The following is a 19903-nucleotide window of genomic DNA, read 5'->3' on the forward strand; positions in this document are numbered from 1 at the left end:
GATGGCATGAGCGGAGACAGTCAGGGGATGTCCCACTGGTTCGACGACGAGGCCGGACCCGTGGTCCGTCCGTATGCCATGACACGCGGCCGCACCACAAGCGCGGCCCAGCACCGCCTCGACCTGATCGCGGTGGTCGTGACCGAGCTGCACGCCGAGGACCCGGAGGCGGACCACTCGCTGTCCCCGGAGCACGTGGACATCGTCGGGCTGTGCCGTGACGCCCCCCAGTCGGTCGCCGAACTCGCCGCCGAACTCGACCTGCCCGTCGGGGTCGTGCGCGTTCTCATCGGCGACCTCGTGGACGACGAGCTGGTCCATGTGACGCGTCCGGTGCCACCGGCCGAGCTGCCGGACGAAAGCATTCTCCGCGATGTGATCAGCGGCCTCCGGGCCCTGTGACGCGACCCGGAGGCCCGGCCGATCCGGGCCTCCGCGTCAGACGGCCCCGACGGCCCCCACGGCCTCGGACGACCCCGGCGACCTCAGGCGACCGGGGCGATGGCACGCCCGGCCCACGCGGGCGCCGTCTCCATCAGCGGGGCGAGCCGGTCGCGGACGCCCTCCGGCAACGCCGTGGCCCGTCCGGCCTTCTGGTCCACGTGGAGGGCGAGCAGTTCCGTCGTGGCGACCACGTCTGCGTCCGCGTCAGGTACGGCATTCGCCGCGTCCAGGACGTACATCTCGTGCGTGAAGTGAGCCTTCTTGCCGACCGCCCCGAGGATCCGGGTGCGGACGCCCAGATGGGCCCCCTCGGGTACGTCCCGCAGATAGCGGATGTGCGACTCGACGGTGTAGAGCGAACAGCCGCTGTCCGCGCGGTACGAGGCGTCCATGCCCGTCGCGTCCATCATCGCGTCGGTCGCGTGGCCGAAGACGAGGACGTAGAACGCCTCGCTCAAGTGCCCGTTGTAGTCGATCCACTCGGGGCGCACGGTCTCGCGGAAGAGCGGCAGGGACGTCATCGGGCGCCGGTCCCGGGCAGCCGTCCGGTGGCGCGCAGGACGTCTATGACCCCCTGGTCGCGCTCCGCGACGAGGTCCGCGATGGTCCGTCCGTCGGAGGCGTCCGCACAGCCCGCGACCACGGCGTCGTAGAGCGCCCCGTCCAGCTCCGGGGCCTCCAGCCGGGTCCACGGGGACTTCAGGGACGGGCCGAAGTGGTCCAGCATGTGCGCCATGCCGCCCTCCCCGCCGGCCAGCGCGAAGGTGAGCATCGGGCCCATGAACGCCCAGCGCAGACCTGGGCCCTCGGTGATGGACCGGTCTATCTCACGCACCGTCGCCTCGCCGTTGGCGACCATGTGCAGGGCCTCCCGCCACAGCGCCTCCTGGAGACGGTTGGCGATGAAACCGGGGACCTCGCGCTCCATGGTGATCACGGACTTGCCCGCCAACTCGTAGAAGCGGGAGGCCCACTCGACCGCCGATGCGTCCGTGCGCTCGCCGCCGACGACCTCGACGAGCGGGATGAGATACGGCGGATTGAAGGGGTGGCCGACGATCAGCCGGCCCGGCGTGACGGCCTCCGTCTGCATGTCCGTCATCGGATAGCCGGACGTGGACGAGGCGATGACGATCCCGGCGGGCGTCGCCGCGTCCAGCTTCGCCAGCAGCTCACGCTTGAGCTCCAGCTTCTCCGGGGCGCTCTCCTGCACGAACTGGGCCTCCGACACCGCTTTTTCGAGCGTGCCGGTGACCGTGAGACGGGCGGGGGAGGCGCCCGGCGCGAGACCCAGCTGCTCCAGCGCGGGCCACGCGGCGTCCACGAGACGGCGCAGCCGCGCCTCGGCGTCGGGCGCCGGGTCCCACGCCCTGACGGCATACCCGCGGGCCAGGAAGTGGGCGACCCAGCCGCCGCCGATGACCCCGGCACCGACGCACGCCACGGTCCGTACGTCCTGGGGGGCGGGCCGGGTCACGGAGGTCCGCGCGGTGTCGGGGGCGTCTGAAGTGTGGGGCACCGAGGGCTCCTTGAGGGCTCGACGTGGGGGGACGGCGGCTGCGGCGGACGGCAGTCTGCGGGGCGTGCGGTAGCTGAGAGGCGTGCGGTCTTCGTGGGGCGTGCGGTGTCCGTGGGGCGTGCGGTCACTGTGGGGCGTGCGGCCGGCGCGGACCTCGTTCCGCGGGTCAGCCACGTGGCTTGAGGCCGAGTTTCAGCCGGGCCTCGTCCGGCGTGGCGACGCGCGCCCCCATCGCCTCGACGATCGTCACCGCGCGCTCGACCAGCTGTGCGTTGGTCGCCTTGACGCCCTTGCCCAGGTAGAGGTTGTCCTCCAGACCGACCCGTACGTGCCCGCCGAGCAGCACCGACTGGGCGACCCACGGCATCTGCATCCGCCCGAGGGCGAAGCTGGCCCACTGGGCGCCCTCCGGCAGCATGTTCACCATCGACTGCAGTACGCCCGGATCGGCGGGCGCGCCCCACGGGATGCCCATGCACAGCTGGAAGACGGTCGGATCGTCCAGCAGCCCCTCGGTGCGCAACTGCTTGGCGAACCAGAGGTGCCCGGTGTCGAAGATCTCCAACTCGGGCCGTACGCCCAGCTCCTGGATGCGCCTCGCCCCCGTACGGAGCATGTCCGGGGTGGACACATAGAGGTTCGAGCCGTCGCCGAAGTTGAGGGAGCCGCAGTCCAGGGTGCAGATGTCGGGCAGCAGGTCCTCGACGTGCGGCAGCCGGTCGAGTCCGCCCACGAGGTCGGTGCCGGGCAGGTGCCGCAGCGGCTCCTCCGGGTCGATCACCAGATCGCCGCCCATGCCCGCGGTCAGATTGACGACCACGTCCGTGCCGGTCTCCCTGATGCGCTCGACGACCTCCCGGTACAGCCGCGGGTCGCGGGAGGGCGCCCCCGTCTCCGGATCGCGCACATGGATGTGGACGGCGGCCGCTCCGGCATCCGCTGCCTCGACGGCGGAGCGGGCGATCTGCTCGGGGGTCACGGGGACGTGCGGACTCTTCCGCACGGTGTCGCCGGCACCGGTGAGGGCGCACGTGATGATGACGTCCTGGTTCATGGTCATGCGGGGGCCTCCGCTGTGCGGGGGTGGGGGCGGGGGTCAGGTGGGGTGGTTGCTTGCATGGCTGCTCGTATGGCGTTCATGCGTCGCATATAACGAACATGCCGCCTGTGGCTGCGGTCCGTCAAGGGCGCCCGTCCGTGGCACCGGGGCGCGGGCTGCGCCGCCGTTTCAGTACGGGTCACGCAGCACGCAGCACGCAGCACGCAGCACGCAGCACGCAGCAGCAGCCGGGCTGCCCGCAGCGGCCCACCGGGGTGCCTGCCCAACCGCCCGGAACTCGCCGTCACCCGCCCCGAGGTGTCACAACGCCCGCGCCGCCCGCGCAACCTCCTCCGCCGCACCGCACGCCAACGCGCCCAGCGCCGGGAAGCGGGACTCGGGCACCCGGTCCTGCGGGCCCCAGATGCTGAGCACGGCGAACGGCCGGTCGCGGGTGCCGAGGACGGGCGCGGACACCCCGTACAGATTCCGCTCCATCTCGCCCGCGCACACGCTGTATCCGCGCTCCCGCGTCTCGGCCAGCTCCGCGCGCAGCCGCCCCCGGTCGGCGACAGTCGTGTCGGTGTACGCGGTCAGCGGCTCGGCCAGCAGCACGTCCACCTCTTCCGCCGGCAGCCAGGCCAGCAGCGCCTTCCCGGTCGAGGTGGCGTGCAGCGGTGCCTGCCGCCCGAGCCACTTGGCGCTGAGGACCACCGGGGGAGTCACCTCGTCGATGTACGTCAGCCCGAGCTGCTGCACCACCGCGAGGTTGGCCGTCTCGCCCGTCTGCTCGCTTACCTGGCGCAGGATGCCGTGGGAGCGCCGGATGAGCCCGTCGAACCCGGCGGCCGAGGCCATCCGGGCGACCGCGAAGCCCACGGTGTAACGGCTGGTCAGCGGATCGCGCTCGACCATGCCGTACTGCTCCATGGTGGACAGCAGCCGCCAGGCCGTGGCCCGGTTGAGCCCGCAGCGGATCGCGAGATTCGTCGCCGTTTCGCCGTCAGGCGCGCTGTCCGCCGTCGCCTCCAGCAGGGTGATCGCCCGCTCCAGGGACTGGACCTTGCCGGATGATCCGCCGGGCTCGGCGAGACGTGAGGCGGTGCCGTCAGTGCCGCCGGTGTCGCCGGTGATGTTGTCGGTGGTGCTGTCATCTGCGCGAGGGGGCTCGGGCGTACGCATTTTCCTTGGCTCCTGACAGTTCGGCCGGAATTCGGCCCCTTGGCCAGTTTGAGTTCGGCCTTAGCTTCTCATTATCCGAGCGACAGTCGCGCTATGTGAACGACCCAGTGACCGAACAGGTGAGGCCGGGCGTCAAGCGCCCCCTGCTCTGGACCGAACGCCGAGGTGCCGGACCCCGATATGATCTGACCGATCGTCGAAAGGCACCTCCGGCTCAGGGTCGGAGCAGCGCGACATCGGGGAGACAGACGTGAAGGGCTGGCAGTTCTGGGTCGACCGCGGTGGCACCTTCACCGATGTCGTCGCCCAGCGCCCCGACGGACGGCTGCTCACCCGCAAGCTCCTCTCGGACAACCCGTCCCGGTACGCCGACGCCGCAGTGGCGGGCATCCGCGAACTCCTGACCGAAGCCGGTGACGCCTCGACGGGACGGGCATCCGGGCAGGAACCTGGTCACCACAACGGCCTACCGGTGGAATCCGTTCGTATGGGCACCACCGTCGCCACCAACGCTCTCCTGGAGCGCAAGGGCGAACGCACCCTCCTCGTCGTCACCCGCGGCTTCCGCGACGCGCTGCGGATCGCCTATCAGAACCGCCCTCGGATCTTCGCCCGCGAGATCGAACTCCCCGAACTGCTCCACGAACGCGTCATCGAGGTCGACGAACGCATCGCCGCCGACGGCACCGTCCTGCGCGCCCCCGACCTGGACGCCCTCGCCGGGCCCCTCCAGGAGGCGTACGACGCCGGAATCCGCGCGGTCGCGGTCGTCTGCATGCACAGCCACCTCCACCCCGCCCACGAACAGGCCGTCGGCGAGCTGGCCGCCCGCACAGGCTTCCCGCAGATCTCGCTCTCCAGCGAGGTCAGCCCCCTGATGAAGCTCGTCCCGCGCGGTGACACGGCCGTCGTCGACGCCTATCTGTCGCCCGTCCTGCGCCGCTATGTGCAGCACGTCGCCGACGAACTCCACGGCGTACGACTGATGTTCATGCAGTCCAACGGCGGCCTCGCCGAAGCCGGACAGTTCCGCGGCAAGGACGCCATCCTCTCCGGGCCGGCCGGCGGCATCGTCGGCATGGCGCGGATGTCTCAACTGGCCGGCTTCGACCGCGTCATCGGCTTCGACATGGGCGGCACCTCCACGGACGTCTCGCACTTCGCCGGTGAGTACGAACGCGTCTTCACCACCCAGCTCGCCGGGGTTCGGCTGCGCGCGCCCATGCTGGACATCCACACCGTCGCCGCGGGCGGCGGATCCGTCCTCCACTTCGACGGCTCCCGCTACCGCGTAGGGCCGGACTCGGCGGGAGCGGACCCGGGCCCCGCCTGCTACCGAGGCGGCGGCCCGCTCACCGTCACTGATGCCAACGTGGCCCTCGGCCGGATCCAACCCGCCCATTTCCCCAAGGTGTTCGGCCCCGACGGCGACCGGTCGCTCGACGAGGCCCTCGTCCGTGACCGCTTCACCGCCCTCGCCGACGAGATCCGCGAGCGGACCGGCGACGACCGCACGCCCGAGCAGGTCGCCGAGGGTTATCTGCAGATCGCCGTGGCCAACATCGCCAACGCCGTGAAGCGCATCTCGGTCCAGAAGGGCCACGACGTCACCCGCTACGCACTGACCACCTTCGGCGGCGCGGGCGGCCAGCACGCCTGCATGGTCGCCGACTCGCTCGGCATCCGCACGGTCCTCGTGCCGCCGATGGCCGGGGTCCTCTCCGCACTCGGCATCGGGCTCGCGGACACCACGGCCATGCGCGAACAGTCCGTCGAGGCGCCCCTGGAAGCCTCCGCGATGCCCGGCATCCTCAAGACCGCCGACAGCCTGGAGGGCGCGGCCCGGGCCGAACTCCTCGCCGAGGACGTCCCCGAGGACCGCATCCGCGTCACCCGCCGGGCCCAGCTGCGCTATGACGGCACGGACACGGCCCTCACCGTCGAGCTCACCGAGCCCGACGCCATGACCCGCACCTTCGAAGACCGCCATCGCGCCACCTACTCCTTCACCCTCGACCGTCCGGTCGTCGTCGAAGCCCTCTCCGTGGAAGCCACCGGTCTCACCGAACCCCCCGATCTCTCCGCCCTCGTCACCCCGCACTCCGCACCCGGCACCCCGGAGACGGTCAGCCTCCACACCGGCGGCGCCTGGCGCGACGTACCCCTGCGCCGCCGCGAGGAACTGCCCCCCGGCGACACCGTCACCGGCCCCGCGATCATCACCGAGGCCAGTTCGACGACCGTCGTCGACGACGGATGGCAGGCGGCCATGACCGACGACGGGCATCTGGTCATGGAACGCGTGGCGGTCACGGAGAGTTCCGATCTCGGCACGGAAGTCGACCCCGTACTCCTGGAGGTCTTCAACAATCTCTTCATGGCCATCGCCGAACAGATGGGCGCCCGCCTGGAGTCCACCGCCCAGTCGGTCAACATCAAGGAGCGACTGGACTTCTCCTGCGCGCTCTTCGATCCCGACGGCAACCTGGTCGCCAACGCCCCCCATATCCCGGTGCACTTGGGCTCGATGGGCACCAGTGTCAAGGAGGTCATCCGTCGCCGTGGCGACAGCATGCGCCCCGGGGACACGTACGCGGTCAACGACCCGTACCACGGCGGCACCCACCTCCCCGACGTCACGGTGATCACCCCGGTCTTCGACACGGAGGGTGACGGCACAGGGGGCGACGACACAGCCGGCCGCGACGATACGGACGGCGGCGCGGACGGCGGGCGCATCCTCTTCTACGTCGCCTCGCGCGGCCACCACGCGGAGATCGGCGGCATCGCGCCCGGGTCCATGCCGGCCAACAGCAGCACCATCGAGGAGGAAGGCATCCTCTTCGACAACTGGCTGCTCGTGGAGGGCGGCCGTCTCAGGGAGGCCGAGACCCGAAGCCTCCTCACCGAGGCGCCCTTCCCCTCGCGCAACCCGAAGACCAACCTCGCCGACCTGCGCGCCCAGATCGCCGCCAACCAGAAGGGCGTCGACGAAGTCGCCCGCATGATCGAGCACTTCGGGCTCGACGTCGTCCAGGCGTACATGAAGCACGTCCAGGACAACGCCGAGGAGGCGGTCCGCCGCGTCATCGACACCCTTGAGGACGGCGAGTTCGCCTACGAGACCGACTCCGGCGCCGTGATCCGGGTCCACGTCTCCGTGGACCGCGAAAGTCGCTCCGCGAAAGTCGACTTCACGGGCACGTCCCCGCAGCTCGCCACCAACTTCAACGCGCCGTTCGCGGTGGTCAACGCGGCCGTCCTGTACGTCTTCCGCACCCTGGTCGCCGACGACATCCCGCTCAACGACGGCTGCCTGCGGCCCCTCGACATCGTCGTACCGCCCGGCTCGATGCTCGCCCCGCGGCCACCGGCCGCCGTTGTGGCGGGAAATGTGGAGACGTCACAGGCGATCACCGGCGCCCTGTACGGTGCTCTCCGAGTGCAGGCCGAGGGCTCCGGCACCATGAACAACGTCACCTTCGGCAACGAGCGGTACCAGTACTACGAGACCGTGGCCTCCGGGTCCGGTGCGGGCGACGGCTTCCCCGGCGCGCCCGTCGTACAGACCCACATGACCAACTCGCGACTCACGGACCCCGAGGTCCTGGAGTGGCGACTGCCGGTTCAGCTCGACGAGTTCGCCGTACGACGCGACAGCGGCGGGGCCGGACGGTGGCGGGGCGGTGACGGTGCCGTACGCCGCATCCGGTTCCACGAGCCGATGACCGTCTCCACGCTCTCCCAGCACCGCAGGGTCCCGCCCTACGGTATGGCGGGCGGCGAACCCGGGACGCTGGGCGCCAACCGTGTGGAGCGCGCGGACGGCACGGTCACCGAACTCGCCGGGAGCGACGCGGCCGAGGTCGGCCCCGGCGACGTGCTGGTCATCGAAACACCCGGCGGCGGCGGATACGGTCCCCCACCGCCCGGCACCACCGAAGCAAGCGCCACGAACGAACCAAGCGCCACCAACGAACCAAGCTCGACCACCGATGCAAGCTCCACCGAAGCACGCGACACCACTGAAGCAGGAGAAGAGAACGATGATCTTCGGGCGCACTGAGCGCGGCAAGGCCCCCGTCGAACCCGTCACGCTCAAGATCCTCGTGGCGGGCGGTTTCGGCGTGGGCAAGACCACCATGGTCGGCGCCGTCAGCGAGATCAAGCCGCTGCGCACCGAGGAGCTGCTGACCGAGGCGGGCCGTCCCGTCGACGACACCAGCGGTGTGGAGGGCAAGCACACCACCACGGTCGCGATGGACTTCGGCCGCATCACGCTCCGCGAGGACCTGGTGCTGTACCTCTTCGGGACGCCCGGTCAGAACCGTTTCTGGTTCCTGTGGGACGAGCTCGCCACCGGCGCCCTGGGTGCCGTCGTCCTCGCAGACACCCGCCGCCTGGAGGACTGCTTCGCCGCCGTCGACTACTTCGAGCGGCGTTCCATACCCTTCGTGGTGGGCGTCAACTGCTTCGAGGGCGCGGCCCGTTACCCCATCGAGGACGTCCGCCAGGCCCTCGACCTCGACCCCGGAGTCCCGGTCGTCCTGTGCGACGCGCGCGGCCGGGAGTCGGTCAAGGAAGTCCTCATCGAGGTCGTCCAGCACGCGATGGCGTACGCCGCCGAGCGCCGCCAGACCGTCACCACCTGAGACTCCGGACGGCGACACCCGACCGGCCCGGGCCGGACCGATACCGGCACGAGTACGACCCGTACCCCCGCCGACAGGGGTACGGGCCGCAGTCCTCAGGCACTCCTCGCAGGACAGGCCGCACGCGCGTGCGTGGCCAACGATGCCGCACGCGCGCGTGGACCTCGAAAAACGGCCGGGTCAGCCCTCGCCGTCCTCGTGCCAGCCGAAGCTCTTCTCCACCGCCTTGCGCCAGTTGTGGTACTCGCGGTCACGGACGGACGCCTCCATGTTCGGCGTCCACTCGACGTCCTTCTGCCAGTGCGACTTCAGCTCGTCGAGGTCGTTCCACACGCCGGTCGCCAGACCGGCCGCGTACGCCGCTCCCAGGCAGGTCGTCTCGGAGACCTTCGGGCGGATCACCGGCACCCCGAGCACATCCGCCTGGTGCTGCATCAGCAGATTGTTCTTGGTCATGCCGCCGTCCACCTTCAGGGTCGTGATCTGCACCCCGGAGTCCTGGAACATGGCGTCCACGACCTCACGCGTCTGCCAGCTCGTCGCCTCCAGGACGGCCCGCGCGAGGTGTCCCTTCGTGACGTACCTGGTCAGGCCGGTGACGACACCGCGTGCGTCGGAGCGCCAGTAGGGCGCGAACAGGCCCGAGAACGCGGGCACGATGTACGCGCCGCCGTTGTCGTCGACGCTCGCGGCGAGGGTCTCGATCTCGTCGGCGCTGCGGATGATGCCGAGCTGGTCGCGGAACCACTGCACGAGCGCGCCGGTGATCGCGATGGACCCTTCGAGGCAGTAGACCGGCGCCTCCGATCCGATCTTGTACCCCATCGTGGTCAGCAGCCCGTTCTTCGAGGGCACGGGCCGGTTCCCGGTGTTGAGCAGCAGGAAACTGCCCGTCCCGTACGTGTTCTTGGCCGTGCCCACGTCGTAGCAGGCCTGTCCGAACACCGCGGCCTGCTGGTCGCCCAGCGCCGACGCCACCGGGACGCCCGCGAGTTGGCCGACGGCGGTCCCGTACACCTCGGACGAGGACCTGATCTCCGGGAGGACTGCCTCGGGGACGTTCATCGCGGAGAGGATGGACTGGTCCCACTGGAGTGTTTCGAGGTTCATCAGCATCGTGCGGCCGGCGTTGGTCACGTCGGTGACGTGCTTTCCGCCGTCCGTGCCGCCGGTGAGGTTCCAGATCAGCCAGGAGTCGATCGTGCCGAAGGCGATCTCGCCGCGCTCGGCGCGGGCCCGCAGTCCCGGCACGTTGTCGAGCAGCCAGGCCGCCTTGGGCCCGGAGAAGTAGCTGGCCAGCGGCAGTCCGGTCTGCTCACGGAAACGGTCCTGCCCGTCCGAGCCGCCGAGTTCGTTGCAGAGTGCGGAGGTACGGGTGTCCTGCCAGACGATCGCGTTGTGCACGGGCTTGCCCGTGGCCCGGTCCCAAAGGACCGTCGTCTCGCGCTGGTTGGTGATCCCCATCGCGCTGAGCTGGTCGGCGCGGAGCCCGGCCTTCGCGAGGGCGCCCGCGACCACGGCCTGCACCTTCGACCAGATCTCGGTGGCGTCGTGCTCCACCCAGCCCGGCTTGGGGAAGATCTGGCGGTGTTCTCGCTGGTCGACGGCGACGATGGCGCCGTCCTGGTTGAAGACGATGCAGCGGCTGGACGTGGTGCCCTGGTCGATTGCGGCGACGAACTTGTCCGTCATGACGTCCCCTTCGTCGGATTCTTCGGACGGCTGCCTCAGAAGGCTGCTTTGAAGATGAGCCCGGCAAGCACGCCGCCGATCAGCGGGCCGACCACCGGGATCCACGAGTAACTCCAGTCCGACGTCCCCTTGTTGGGGATCGGCAGGATGGCGTGGGCGATGCGCGGGCCCAGGTCACGGGCCGGGTTGATGGCGTACCCCGTCGGACCACCGAGCGACAGACCGATGCCGACCACCAGGAACGACACGATCAGGATCGCGGTGCCGGACTCGCCGAGCCCCTTGGTGAGGCCGAATGCCAGGATCGGCAGCACCAGACCGATGGTCGCGATGATCTCCGTGATGAGGTTCGCCACGGGATTGCGGATCGCGGGGCCCGTGGAGAAGATCCCGAGCGTGGGCTGCGCGATCTCCTCTTCGGCGTTGGCCTGGAACTGGGCGAAGTAGACCAGCCAGCACAGCACCGCGCCCAGGAAGGCGCCGACCATCTGTCCCGCGATGTAGATGTGGACCTTGTCCCAGTCCCCGGTGTCGATGGCGATGCCGACGGTCACCGCGGGGTTGAGGTGCCCTCCGGACAGCGGCGCGGCGGTGTAGGCACCGGCCAGTACGCCGAAGCCCCAGCCGAACGCGATCACGACCCAGCCGGCGTCCTTCGCCTTTGAGTAGTTGAGTACGACCGCGGCGACCACTCCGGCGCCGAAGAGGATCAGAATCGCTGTGCCGATGACCTCACCGACGAATATGTCTCCGTTGCTCATGGCGGCTCCTAGGCCCAGGCCCGGGGCGATCCGCCCCGGTCCACCGTGCAGGGTGCGTTCCCATGGCTACTTCAGCCGAGAGCAGGGAGATCCCGCGCCCCGCCCGGCGTCCGTGACGAGCGTGCCGTCGTAGTCGAATCGCCCGTGGGGGCATGACCCGTTGGCGCAGGCGAGGGCCCGCGCGGCGCAGTGCCTGAATACGCCGGAATGCGGCGATGCCGACTGACACCGGAAGTGTTCACCGGCACTGTGAGAGCGTCAAGGTCGCGGGCGACAACGGTTCGGGCCCACGCAAACGACTCGACGGGGCGGCCGCGTTCCGGGGCGTGTACCCGGCGGCGGAGAGCGAGGAGCCGCCGGGTTCCACGGCGGGAGCCGTGCGGAGCCCGTCGGCGTTCGACTCGTCAGCGGGAACGCGGCCTTCGAGGCGCGTCCACGTCGGTGCATGGCGTGGGCGCCGGTGACCCGGGGCGGAGAAGACGGCCCGAGAGATCTCCCGAATCGGCCGGGCCGATGGCGTGGTTCACAGCATCGCGGGGCGAGCCGCTGCGGTCCCGCCAGCCCTCAGCCGCCCGGCAGCCTACAGCCGACCGCAGCTCTCAGCCGCTCTGCAGTCCACAGCTGACCGCAGTCCTCAGTCGACCTGCAGCTTCAGCCGACCGCAGCTCTCAACTCCCGGGGAGTCCACCAGTTGCCCGGGAGCCCACAACTGACCCCAGTCCTAAGCCGACCTGCGGCCTCAGCCGACCGCAACCCTCAGCCGCCCGGGGGAGCCCTCAGCTGCGAGCCGGCCGGTCGCCCCGGCGCGGCCGCGCCCTGAGCCTCGGTACCCCCACCACCTCGGTACCCCCCGCCGCCGCTCGGCCGCCCCCGGCCGAGAGCCACTCACCCCCGCCCCGGCCCGCCCGCCCAACTCTCGGCATGTGCCGGTGCGGCCCCCGACCCGCGTCGGATCTCGTGGCCCGGCAGGCCCGCGCGGCCCAGTACCCAGCTGGCCCCCCGGAGGGACTTCGCGGCCTGCTTGAGGGGCGCCAGACACGCGGCGGCCTCGCGGTGGTCGGTGACGCTGCCAGGGGCGCACAGCACGGTGGCGAGGGACAGGGTGACGGCGAGCCCGCCCGCCGACCAGGGCGTGTCGAGCACCGACGTGGCCAGTGGATCGAGCCACTCCGGATCAGCCAGGACCAGGAAGTCGTCACCGCCGATGTGCCCCACGCGCGTGGCCCCGGACGCGGCCGCCTGCAGCGCCCGCCCCACCGCCCGGATCAGCTCGTCGCCCGCAGCGAACCCCGCACCGTCGTTGACCCGCTTGAAGCCGTCGACGTCCAGCCAGCTCAGCGCGAACACCCGCCCGTCGGCGATCCACCGGTCCACCTCACCGGTGATCGCGTCCGAACCGGGGAGCCGCGTCAGCGGATTGAGCGCGGCGGCCTCCTCGACACGGCTCTCCGCCAGCGCCCGTACGAGATCCGCCAGCCGTACGACGCCCACGCACCGCCCGAGCCGGTCGACGACCGCGACATCGTCCGACGTACGGTCCGGCGCCCCGTCCGCCACCACGTCGAGAACCTCCCACGCGGTCGCGTCGACCCCGACCGTGCGCGGCGGATCGCCCAGCCGCGCGGCGGGCCGGTCGGCGTACAGCGCGTGCCCGTAGCGCCCCGACAGCGACAGCAGGAACCGCGAGCGGTGCACCGACCGCACCGGCACCCCGGCGGCGTCCACGAGCACCACCCCGGAGACCTCCGGCGATCCGGTCAGCAGCGCCCGCACCTGCCCCGCGGACGCCCCGGCGGGCAGCAGCGCGGCAGGCCGTACGAACTGTCGTACGGGCGGCCCGTAGGGCGGCGTCGCCGCGGCCACGGGCGAGAGGGCCGGAACGTACACATCCGCCGCGGGCCGCCGTGCCGGAGGCGCGAACAACTCGCCCTGTGCCAGCTGCGCGCCCGCGGACACGGCCGCCGCGCACTGCGACTCGGTCTCGACGCCCTCGACGGACAACAACGCCCCGAGCTGCTCGCACAGCGTGCGCATCGCCCGCACCACCGCCGGCCTCGACAGCAGGGACGCGTCCAGCTTCACCAGGTCGGGCGCGAGATCCGCGAGCACCCGCAGGGGCACGTCACCGTCGCCGATGCCGTCCGCGCAGATCCGGAAGCCCTCGTCCCGCAACACCGTCACCGCTTCGATGAGCGCCTGGTGCGGTACGTGGGTGAAGGGCGGTCCGACGTCGACCGTCACCTCCCACGGCATGCGCCCGGCCTCCCGCACCTCGTCACGGAGCGCGGCGAGCCCGCCGAGATCGGCGAGGGTCCCGGCGAACACGTTGACATGCAGCGGCAGCAGCGTCTCCTGACGGGCAGCCGCCCGCATCGCCAACGCGGCCAGCCGGCCGTCGAGTTCGGGATCCCGGCGCGCCTGCGCGAGGATGTCACCGGACTCCGGACGGGCGAGTATCTCCAGCGCCGTAACCCCTCCGGTCGTCAGGTTGACGACCGGCTGGAAGGCGAAGCGGACAGTATCCGTCCAGGAGGGCACGGAAGCATAATGACGCCACCCGCGTACGCCCAGGCGCAGTTCACGAGCTGTTCACGCACGATTTCGGACCGATCACACAGTGTGCGGACGACCCCCGCCGGCACGCCGGGTCTCCTCACCTGACGGCGATCACGGACGACCCGTGCCCGAACAGCCCCTGGTTCGCGGTGATCCCCACCCGCGCACCCGCGACCTGCCGGTCACCCGCCGCTCCTCGCAACTGCCAGGTGAGCTCGCAGACCTGGGCGATGGCCTGCGCCGGAACGGCCTCTCCGAAGGAGGCGAGTCCGCCGCTGACGTTCACCGGTATTCGTCCTCCCGGCGCCGTCGCGCCCTCCCGCAGCAGCTTGGCCGCCTCGCCCTCGCCGCACAGCCCCAGATCCTCGTACCACTGCAACTCCAGGGCCGTGGACAGGTCGTAGACCTCCGCGAGCGAGAGATCCTCGGGGCCGACGCCCGCCTCCTCGTATGCGGCCCGCGCGATCGACGCGCGGAACGTGTCGGCCGCGGGCTCCGCCGCGACCGCGGAGTCCGTCGCGATGTCGGGAAGGTCGAGCACGGTGTTGGGATAGCGCGGCGTCACCGTGGACACCGCGCGGATCCGCACCGGGTCCGCCGCCCCGTGACGGCGGGCGAACTCCATGCTGGACAGTACGAGCGCCGCCGCCCCGTCCGAGGTCGCGCAGATGTCGAGCAGCCGCAGCGGATCGGCCACGACGGCCGAGGCGGCGACCTCCTCGGCCGTGACCCGCTTGCGGTAGCGGGCATTGGGATTCAGCGCCCCCAGAGCCGCGTTCTTCACCTTGACCTGCGCGAAGTCCTCCAGCGTGTCCCCGTGGACGGCCATCCGCCGCCGCGCGTACAGCCCGAAGTACGTCGGATTCGTCGCCCCCAGGACCCGGAACCGCAGCCAGTCCGGATCGTCGGGCCGGTCCCCGCCCGGGGGCCGGAAGAAGCCCTTCGGGGCCGCGTCCGCGCCCACCACCAGAACCACGTCCGCGAGACCCGAAAGGATCTGCGCCCGCGCGGTGTTGACGGCCTGCGCCCCCGACGCGCACGCCGCGTACACGCTCGCGACCCGGGCGCCCTGCCAGCCCAGTGCCTTGGCGAACGTCGCCCCCGCCACATACCCCGGATAGCCGCCACGGACCGTGTCCGCGCCGACGATCGAGCCGACGTCCCGCCAGTCGACTCCCGCGTCGGCGAGCGCCGCGCGCGCGGCCACCGTCCCGTACTCCACGAAGCCGCGCCCCCACTTGCCCCAGGGGTGCATGCCCGCGCCGAGCACCGCCACCTCGTCCGTCATGCCGTCACCCCCGTCGGCCGCCAGTGCCAGGTCGTCCAGGTCGTGTCCGCGTCCTCGTTCAGCACGCCCGGGACAACCTCCACCTCCATGCCCACCGCCAGGTCGGCGACGGTCACCCCGGGAACGGTCTGTCCGAGCACCACGAGCCGTTCGGATTCCAGTTCCACAGCGATCAACGCGTACGGCCGCCATTCGAGTTCCGGATCGGACACATAGGGTGACGGCGGTCGGTAGCGGCTGTCCGTGTACGACCACACGCGGCCGCGCCGCGACAGCGGGACCTCCGCCAGCTCGCCGCCGGGGCAACCCGGATTGCGGCAGAAGGCGTCCTCACGTGGGAAGAACACCGACGCGCAGGCCGAGCAGCGCGTGCCGAGGAGCCGGAACTCCTCCCCCTCGCCGGTGAACCAGCCGGTGACAACGGGTGTACGGGTGCGCGACAAGATCCCTCCACAGCGCCGGATCTGACGGAACGTCAGAAGTGTGCCACGGGCGGAGTCGATTGGGCAGGGCGCCGGAGTGCCTCACGAGGAACGATCCGGTCCGTCAGAAGAGAACCGATCAGGCCTCCTGAGCGTCGGAGTATCGGTAGGGACGGCCGGGGCCCACGGGGGTGGTTCCGGCCGTCCCTCGTCCCCGAGCCACGCGGGTCGCCTCCGGCCCCGGCCCTGTCCGCTCACTCGATCGGGCGCGGACTGTATCCGATCTCTTCCCCCGGGGAACCTGCACCTGATAGATGCAGGGAACATGACACGACTCTCCATGGCGGTACGCGGTCTCGTCACCGTCCTCGCCGCCCTGCTGGCCGTCACCGCGGCCTCCGCGACGGCCCGGGCCACGACCGAGCCGAAGGCTCCCGCCGACTTCGTGGCCCTGAGATCCGTGGACCCCACGATCATCGAGGAGATCCGCTACTTCACCCCGCACAACTTCGTGGGCGAGCGCATCGACGGCTACCGGCAGCCCCTCTGCATCCTCACCAGGCCCGCCGCCGAAGCCCTCCACCAGGCCCAGCAGCGACTGCTGGTGCAGGGCTACTCCCTGAAGGTGTACGACTGCTACCGCCCCCAGCGGTCCGTGGACCACTTCGTCCGCTGGGCCAAGGACCTCGAAGACCAGGCCATGAAGGGCGAGTTCTACCCGAACGTCGACAAGACCCGTCTGTTCGAGGACGGTTACATCGCGGAGAAGTCCGGCCACAGCCGCGGCTCGACCATGGACCTCACCCTCGTGAGGCTCCCGGCCCTGCCGACCCGCCCGTACGTCCCCGGAGAGCCCCTCGTGCCCTGCTTCGCACCCCAGGGTGAGCGATTCCCGGACAACTCCGTGGACATGGGCACCGGTTACGACTGCTTCGACACCCTCTCGCACACCCTCGACCCGCGCATCCAGGGACAGCAGCGCACCAACAGGCTGCTCCTGAAGGACACCCTCGAAGGCCTCGGTTTCGTGAACCTGGCCGAGGAGTGGTGGCACTTCACGTACAAGCCGGAGCTGTACCCCGACACCTATTTCAACTTCCCGGTGTCGAGGAAATCCCTCATCCAGTCTCACTGAGGCGGCCCGCGCAGCCGTCCTTGTGATGATCGGATACAGTCCCGGGCGTGTCTCCAACCCAGATCCCGTCCGCCAACTCCGCGCCGGACTCCCACTGTTCGAGCTGCGGCGCGCCCTACGGAGAGGGCGTTTCCGGCTGGCCCCGCACCTGCTCCTCCTGCGGCACCGTGGCCTATCGCAACCCGACTCCGGTCGCGGTGGCCCTGCAACCCGTGTACGACACCAAGGGCGCGGCCCTGGTCGTCATCACCCGGACCATCGCTCCCGCGCGCGGGGGCATAGCCCTGCCCGGAGGGTTCATCGACCAACGGGAGGACTGGCGGCAGGCCGTCGTCCGTGAGCTCAAGGAGGAGACGGGCATCGCCGCGGCCAGCCGCGACGTACGGCTCGTCGACGCGCTGAGCTCGCCCGACGGCCACCTGCTGCTTTTCGGAGCCCTCCCGGAGCGTCCGGTGTCCGACCTGCCGCCGTCCGTCGCGACCGACGAGACCGAGGGCTGGCAACTGCTGCGCAGGGCGACCGAACTCGCCTTCCCGCTGCACACCCTGGCGGCGAAGGCGTGGTTCGAGGGCCGGTACGTCTGAGAGCTCTTCACGAGCCCCCGGCGGGGTCACGCCCGACTCGGGCGTGACCCCGCCGGGGGCTGTGGCCCCCTTCAGGGGCGTGTCACAACGCTCCCAGCCCTCGCACCCGAACGGGCAGTGACGGCTCACTGCGACCGTCCTCGCCGTACCGCTCGACGATCACCCGCTTCCCCTTCCGACGCGTCACATAGCGATCGATCTCCGGCTCCTCCCAGCCGTCGCCCGCGTCCTCCACCACCAGCCCGCCCCCGGTCCGTCCGCGGGCGGGCGCCCACACCTCCAGCTCCAGCCCGCCGTCCTCGCCACGCACCGGCAGGACCGCCCCCGCACGGGCCAGAACCGGAATCCGCGACAAGGGGGCGTCGATCAGCACCTGAGCGGGCCCTTCGTACGCCTCCTCGGTCACCGTGTCGTACCAGCGCCCCCGCGGCAGCTGCACCGCACGCCGATCGGCGCCCGGGTCCAGCACCGGCGCCACCAGCAGACAGTCACCGAGCAGGAACGCGTCCTCACAGTCCCGCAGCGCCCTGTCCTCCGGCGCGCCCCACCACACCGGCCGCACATAGGGCGCACCCGTACGGCGTGCCAGATGCGCCAGCGTCATGAAGTACGGCAGCAGCCGCCGCCGTTCGACGAGCGCCACGCGCGCGTGCCCGAGAACGTCGTCCCCGAACTCCCAGGGCTCCCTGCGCCCCGCCCGCAGACTCGCGTGCGTACGGAACAGGGGCAGGTACGCGCCCAGCTGGAACCACCGCAGATACAGCTCGGGGGAGGGGCTGCCGTCGAAGCCGCCCACATCGGGGCCCGAATACGGCACGCCGCACAGCCCGAGGCCCATCACCAGCGACAGGGACGCCCGCAGACCGGGCCACCCCGTGGCCACGTCCCCGGACCAGGTCCCTCCGTAGCGCTGCATTCCGGCCCACCCGGAGCGGGAGAACAGGAACGGCCGCTCCTGGGGCATCAGTTCGCGCAGGCCTTCGTAACCCGCCCGCGCCATGCCGAGCGCGTACACGTTGTGCGCCTCGCGATGGTCGCCACCGCGACCCTCCAGGTCGTGCCGCGCCGAACGGGGCAGCGTCGACTCCCCGAAGGCGGCGAAGGACACCGGCTCGTTCATGTCGTGCCAGAAACCGGCGAACCCCTGGGAGAGCCGCTCTTCGTAGAGACCGCCCCACCACCGGCGCGTACGCGCGCGCGTGAAGTCCGGATAGACCACCTCACCCGGCCAGACCACACCACGCACCGGCTGCCCGGCGGCGTCCCGCACAAAGGCCTCCTCGGCGGTCCCGCTGTCGTACACGGCGTTGCCGGGATCGGCCTTCACCGCCGGATCCACGATCGACACCAGCCGGATCCCGTCCCGGCGCAGTTCCTCGGCGAGCACCGGCAGCTTCGGGAAACGGTCCCGGTCGACCGTGAACACCTGATGCGCGTCGAAGTGGTCGATGTCGAGGTGCACGGCCTCCAGCGGCAGCCCGCGCTCGTGATAGCCGCCGACGATCCGCCGCACCTCCTCCTCGCTCCCGAAGCCCCACCGCGCGTGATGGTGGCCCAGGGCCCAGGCCGGCGGCAGAGCGGCGGCTCCGGTGAGAGACGCCCAGGCGTGCAGCACGCGCGCGGGGTTGCCCACCATCACCCAGCAGCGCAGGGGCCCGCCGTCCATCCGGAGTTCGCTCGTCCCGGCCCGGTCGTGCCCGGACCCGGCACCCTCCTCGCCCTCGCGCAACGTCACACCGCCGTCCCACGTGCTGTCGTGGAACACCAGGTGGGTGGCCGCGTCGGCCACCACCATCTGCACCGGCATGGTGATGTACAGCGGATCGTCGCCGGGCCCGAACGCGTGCCCCGGATCCGTGTTCCACAGCCGATACGTTCCGTCGCGCAGCCGGGGCCCCGACGCGCGCCCGCCCAGGCCGAAGAACCGCGCGTCCGCGGCCACTTCGGACCGCTGCATCCAACGCGCCTCCCCACCACCCACCGGCTCCCACCACCGCGGCGGCAGATCCCGCCGCAGGGTCACCCCGCCCGGCGTACGCACCTCCACGGCGCCGTGCCGCGAGACGACCACCGTCATCCGCTCCGCCACGACCCGCCAGGCGCCGTCCTTGTCCGGCTCCAGCAGGGCCCGGGGGTCCGGTTCGGGAGAGGGACCCGCGAGCGCGTACGACGGCTCGGGCCCCGCCCCGTCCCAGCCCCAGAAGACAGCCCCGCCGGTCGTGACGGTGATCCGCAGCTCCGACCGGGTGAACCGGACGACCCCGCCACCGGGGCCCGGCTCCACACCCAGCACGGGCCCGGGAACCCGCGCACGCTCGGCGCCCCGCGCCGGCAGTCCCGAGGCGTCGGCGCGCCTCCTCCGCCACGCCGCCCGCACGGTGCGCAGCCCCTGGGCCGATCCCACCGAACCGACCACCTTCATCGAACGCACCAGGTCACGACCGTCCATGCTGCTCAGCCTGCCACTCGAAACGGCCGATGAGTGAGTCGTTCAACTTCCGTTCACCCGTGGTAGGAGCACATCTTCACGAGCCGGACTATGTGGGGCTCGCCCTGGTGCGGATGTCGATCACATGGCATCGTCCGTGTCAGCCGCGTGACGCGCACACCCCAGCCCGTGCGCGGTACA

15 protein-coding genes are annotated in these 19903 nt (G+C 71.1%); 5 read left to right on the forward strand and 10 right to left on the reverse strand.

Translation table 11 applies throughout. The features are described 5' to 3' along the window. Positions 1-6 precede the first annotated feature (6 nt). A complete protein-coding gene (locus tag JEQ17_RS38845) occupies positions 7-402 on the forward strand; it encodes a DUF742 domain-containing protein (RefSeq protein WP_200399608.1) in 396 nt (131 codons plus the stop codon). A gap of 83 nt (positions 403-485) precedes the next feature. Here the strand turns inward: JEQ17_RS38845 and JEQ17_RS38850 are convergent, their stop codons facing one another. The 4 genes from JEQ17_RS38850 to JEQ17_RS38865 all read right to left on the reverse strand — a co-directional run bounded on the left by JEQ17_RS38850 (position 486) and on the right by JEQ17_RS38865 (position 4184). Then, the gene (locus JEQ17_RS38850) at positions 486-965 is read right to left on the reverse strand and encodes a thioesterase family protein (RefSeq protein WP_200399609.1); all 480 of its coding nucleotides are present in this window, start codon (positions 963-965) and stop codon (positions 486-488) included. Further along, the gene (locus JEQ17_RS38855; protein WP_407700117.1) at positions 962-1963 is read right to left on the reverse strand and encodes a 3-hydroxyacyl-CoA dehydrogenase NAD-binding domain-containing protein; all 1002 of its coding nucleotides are present in this window, start codon (positions 1961-1963) and stop codon (positions 962-964) included. Before JEQ17_RS38855 ends, JEQ17_RS38850 begins: the two co-directional genes overlap by 4 nt. A 166-nt stretch (positions 1964-2129) precedes the next feature. Further along, the gene (locus tag JEQ17_RS38860) at positions 2130-3023 is read right to left on the reverse strand and encodes a BKACE family enzyme (protein ID WP_200399610.1); all 894 of its coding nucleotides are present in this window, start codon (positions 3021-3023) and stop codon (positions 2130-2132) included. A 300-nt stretch (positions 3024-3323) separates the two neighbouring features. Beyond that, positions 3324-4184: an IclR family transcriptional regulator gene (locus JEQ17_RS38865; RefSeq protein ID WP_200399611.1), complete on the reverse strand. Its 861-nt coding sequence runs from the start codon at positions 4182-4184 to the stop codon at positions 3324-3326. A 250-nt stretch (positions 4185-4434) separates the two neighbouring features. Here JEQ17_RS38865 and JEQ17_RS38870 point away from each other — a divergent pair, with 250 nt between their 5' ends. Both JEQ17_RS38870 and JEQ17_RS38875 read left to right on the forward strand, forming a co-directional pair. Then, a complete protein-coding gene (locus JEQ17_RS38870; RefSeq protein WP_234048524.1) occupies positions 4435-8250 on the forward strand; it encodes a hydantoinase B/oxoprolinase family protein in 3816 nt (1271 codons plus the stop codon). After that, positions 8231-8836, forward strand: a complete 606-nt coding sequence (locus tag JEQ17_RS38875; protein ID WP_200399612.1) for a GTP-binding protein — start codon at positions 8231-8233, stop codon at positions 8834-8836. Before JEQ17_RS38870 ends, JEQ17_RS38875 begins: the two co-directional genes overlap by 20 nt. A gap of 180 nt (positions 8837-9016) precedes the next feature. On the opposite strand, the gene glpK is transcribed toward JEQ17_RS38875, so the two are convergent. The 5 genes from glpK to JEQ17_RS38900 form a co-directional block, all read right to left on the reverse strand. After that, positions 9017-10528 carry a glycerol kinase GlpK gene (gene glpK, locus JEQ17_RS38880; protein WP_200399613.1) on the reverse strand — a complete coding sequence of 504 codons (1512 nt, stop codon included), beginning with the start codon at positions 10526-10528 and terminating at the stop codon, positions 9017-9019. Positions 10529-10563: 35 nt separating this feature from the next. Next, the gene (locus tag JEQ17_RS38885) at positions 10564-11289 is read right to left on the reverse strand and encodes an MIP/aquaporin family protein (RefSeq protein WP_200399614.1); all 726 of its coding nucleotides are present in this window, start codon (positions 11287-11289) and stop codon (positions 10564-10566) included. Positions 11290-12174: 885 nt separating this feature from the next. Then, on the reverse strand, positions 12175-13827 hold the full coding sequence (locus JEQ17_RS38890) for a GGDEF domain-containing protein (protein WP_200399615.1): 1653 nt from the start codon (positions 13825-13827) through the stop codon (positions 12175-12177). A 115-nt stretch (positions 13828-13942) separates the two neighbouring features. Then, a complete protein-coding gene (locus JEQ17_RS38895; protein WP_200399616.1) occupies positions 13943-15133 on the reverse strand; it encodes a lipid-transfer protein in 1191 nt (396 codons plus the stop codon). Further along, positions 15130-15576: a Zn-ribbon domain-containing OB-fold protein gene (locus tag JEQ17_RS38900; protein WP_200399617.1), complete on the reverse strand. Its 447-nt coding sequence runs from the start codon at positions 15574-15576 to the stop codon at positions 15130-15132. Before JEQ17_RS38900 ends, JEQ17_RS38895 begins: the two co-directional genes overlap by 4 nt. A gap of 304 nt (positions 15577-15880) precedes the next feature. Between JEQ17_RS38900 and JEQ17_RS38905 the strand changes: the two genes are divergently transcribed. Together JEQ17_RS38905 and JEQ17_RS38910 are read left to right on the forward strand one after the other, a co-directional pair. Beyond that, positions 15881-16690, forward strand: coding sequence for a M15 family metallopeptidase (locus JEQ17_RS38905; protein WP_200399618.1), 810 nt, complete (start codon positions 15881-15883; stop codon positions 16688-16690). A gap of 47 nt (positions 16691-16737) precedes the next feature. Then, on the forward strand, positions 16738-17274 hold the full coding sequence (locus tag JEQ17_RS38910) for an NUDIX domain-containing protein (RefSeq protein WP_200399619.1): 537 nt from the start codon (positions 16738-16740) through the stop codon (positions 17272-17274). 82 nt (positions 17275-17356) lie between these two features. Here the strand turns inward: JEQ17_RS38910 and JEQ17_RS38915 are convergent, their stop codons facing one another. Further along, complete coding sequence (locus tag JEQ17_RS38915) at positions 17357-19723, reverse strand: glycoside hydrolase family 31 protein (protein ID WP_200399620.1); 2367 nt, start codon at positions 19721-19723, stop codon at positions 17357-17359. Between the last annotated feature and the right edge of the window lie 180 nt (positions 19724-19903).

Origin of the sequence: Streptomyces liliifuscus, from assembly GCF_016598615.1 — a bacterium.
Classification (GTDB): Bacteria; Actinomycetota; Actinomycetes; order Streptomycetales; family Streptomycetaceae; genus Streptomyces; species Streptomyces liliifuscus.

Coding starts and splice junctions, on each gene's coding strand:
- JEQ17_RS38845 (WP_200399608.1), top strand. CDS start 7: ATGAGCGGAGACAGTCAGGGGATGTCCCACTGGTTCGACGACGAGGCC.
- JEQ17_RS38850 (WP_200399609.1), bottom strand. CDS start 965: ATGACGTCCCTGCCGCTCTTCCGCGAGACCGTGCGCCCCGAGTGGATC.
- JEQ17_RS38860 (WP_200399610.1), bottom strand. CDS start 3,023: ATGACCATGAACCAGGACGTCATCATCACGTGCGCCCTCACCGGTGCC.
- JEQ17_RS38865 (WP_200399611.1), bottom strand. CDS start 4,184: ATGCGTACGCCCGAGCCCCCTCGCGCAGATGACAGCACCACCGACAAC.
- JEQ17_RS38875 (WP_200399612.1), top strand. CDS start 8,231: ATGATCTTCGGGCGCACTGAGCGCGGCAAGGCCCCCGTCGAACCCGTC.
- glpK (WP_200399613.1), bottom strand. CDS start 10,528: ATGACGGACAAGTTCGTCGCCGCAATCGACCAGGGCACCACGTCCAGC.
- JEQ17_RS38885 (WP_200399614.1), bottom strand. CDS start 11,289: ATGAGCAACGGAGACATATTCGTCGGTGAGGTCATCGGCACAGCGATT.
- JEQ17_RS38895 (WP_200399616.1), bottom strand. CDS start 15,133: ATGACGGACGAGGTGGCGGTGCTCGGCGCGGGCATGCACCCCTGGGGC.
- JEQ17_RS38905 (WP_200399618.1), top strand. CDS start 15,881: ATGACACGACTCTCCATGGCGGTACGCGGTCTCGTCACCGTCCTCGCC.
- JEQ17_RS38915 (WP_200399620.1), bottom strand. CDS start 19,723: ATGGACGGTCGTGACCTGGTGCGTTCGATGAAGGTGGTCGGTTCGGTG.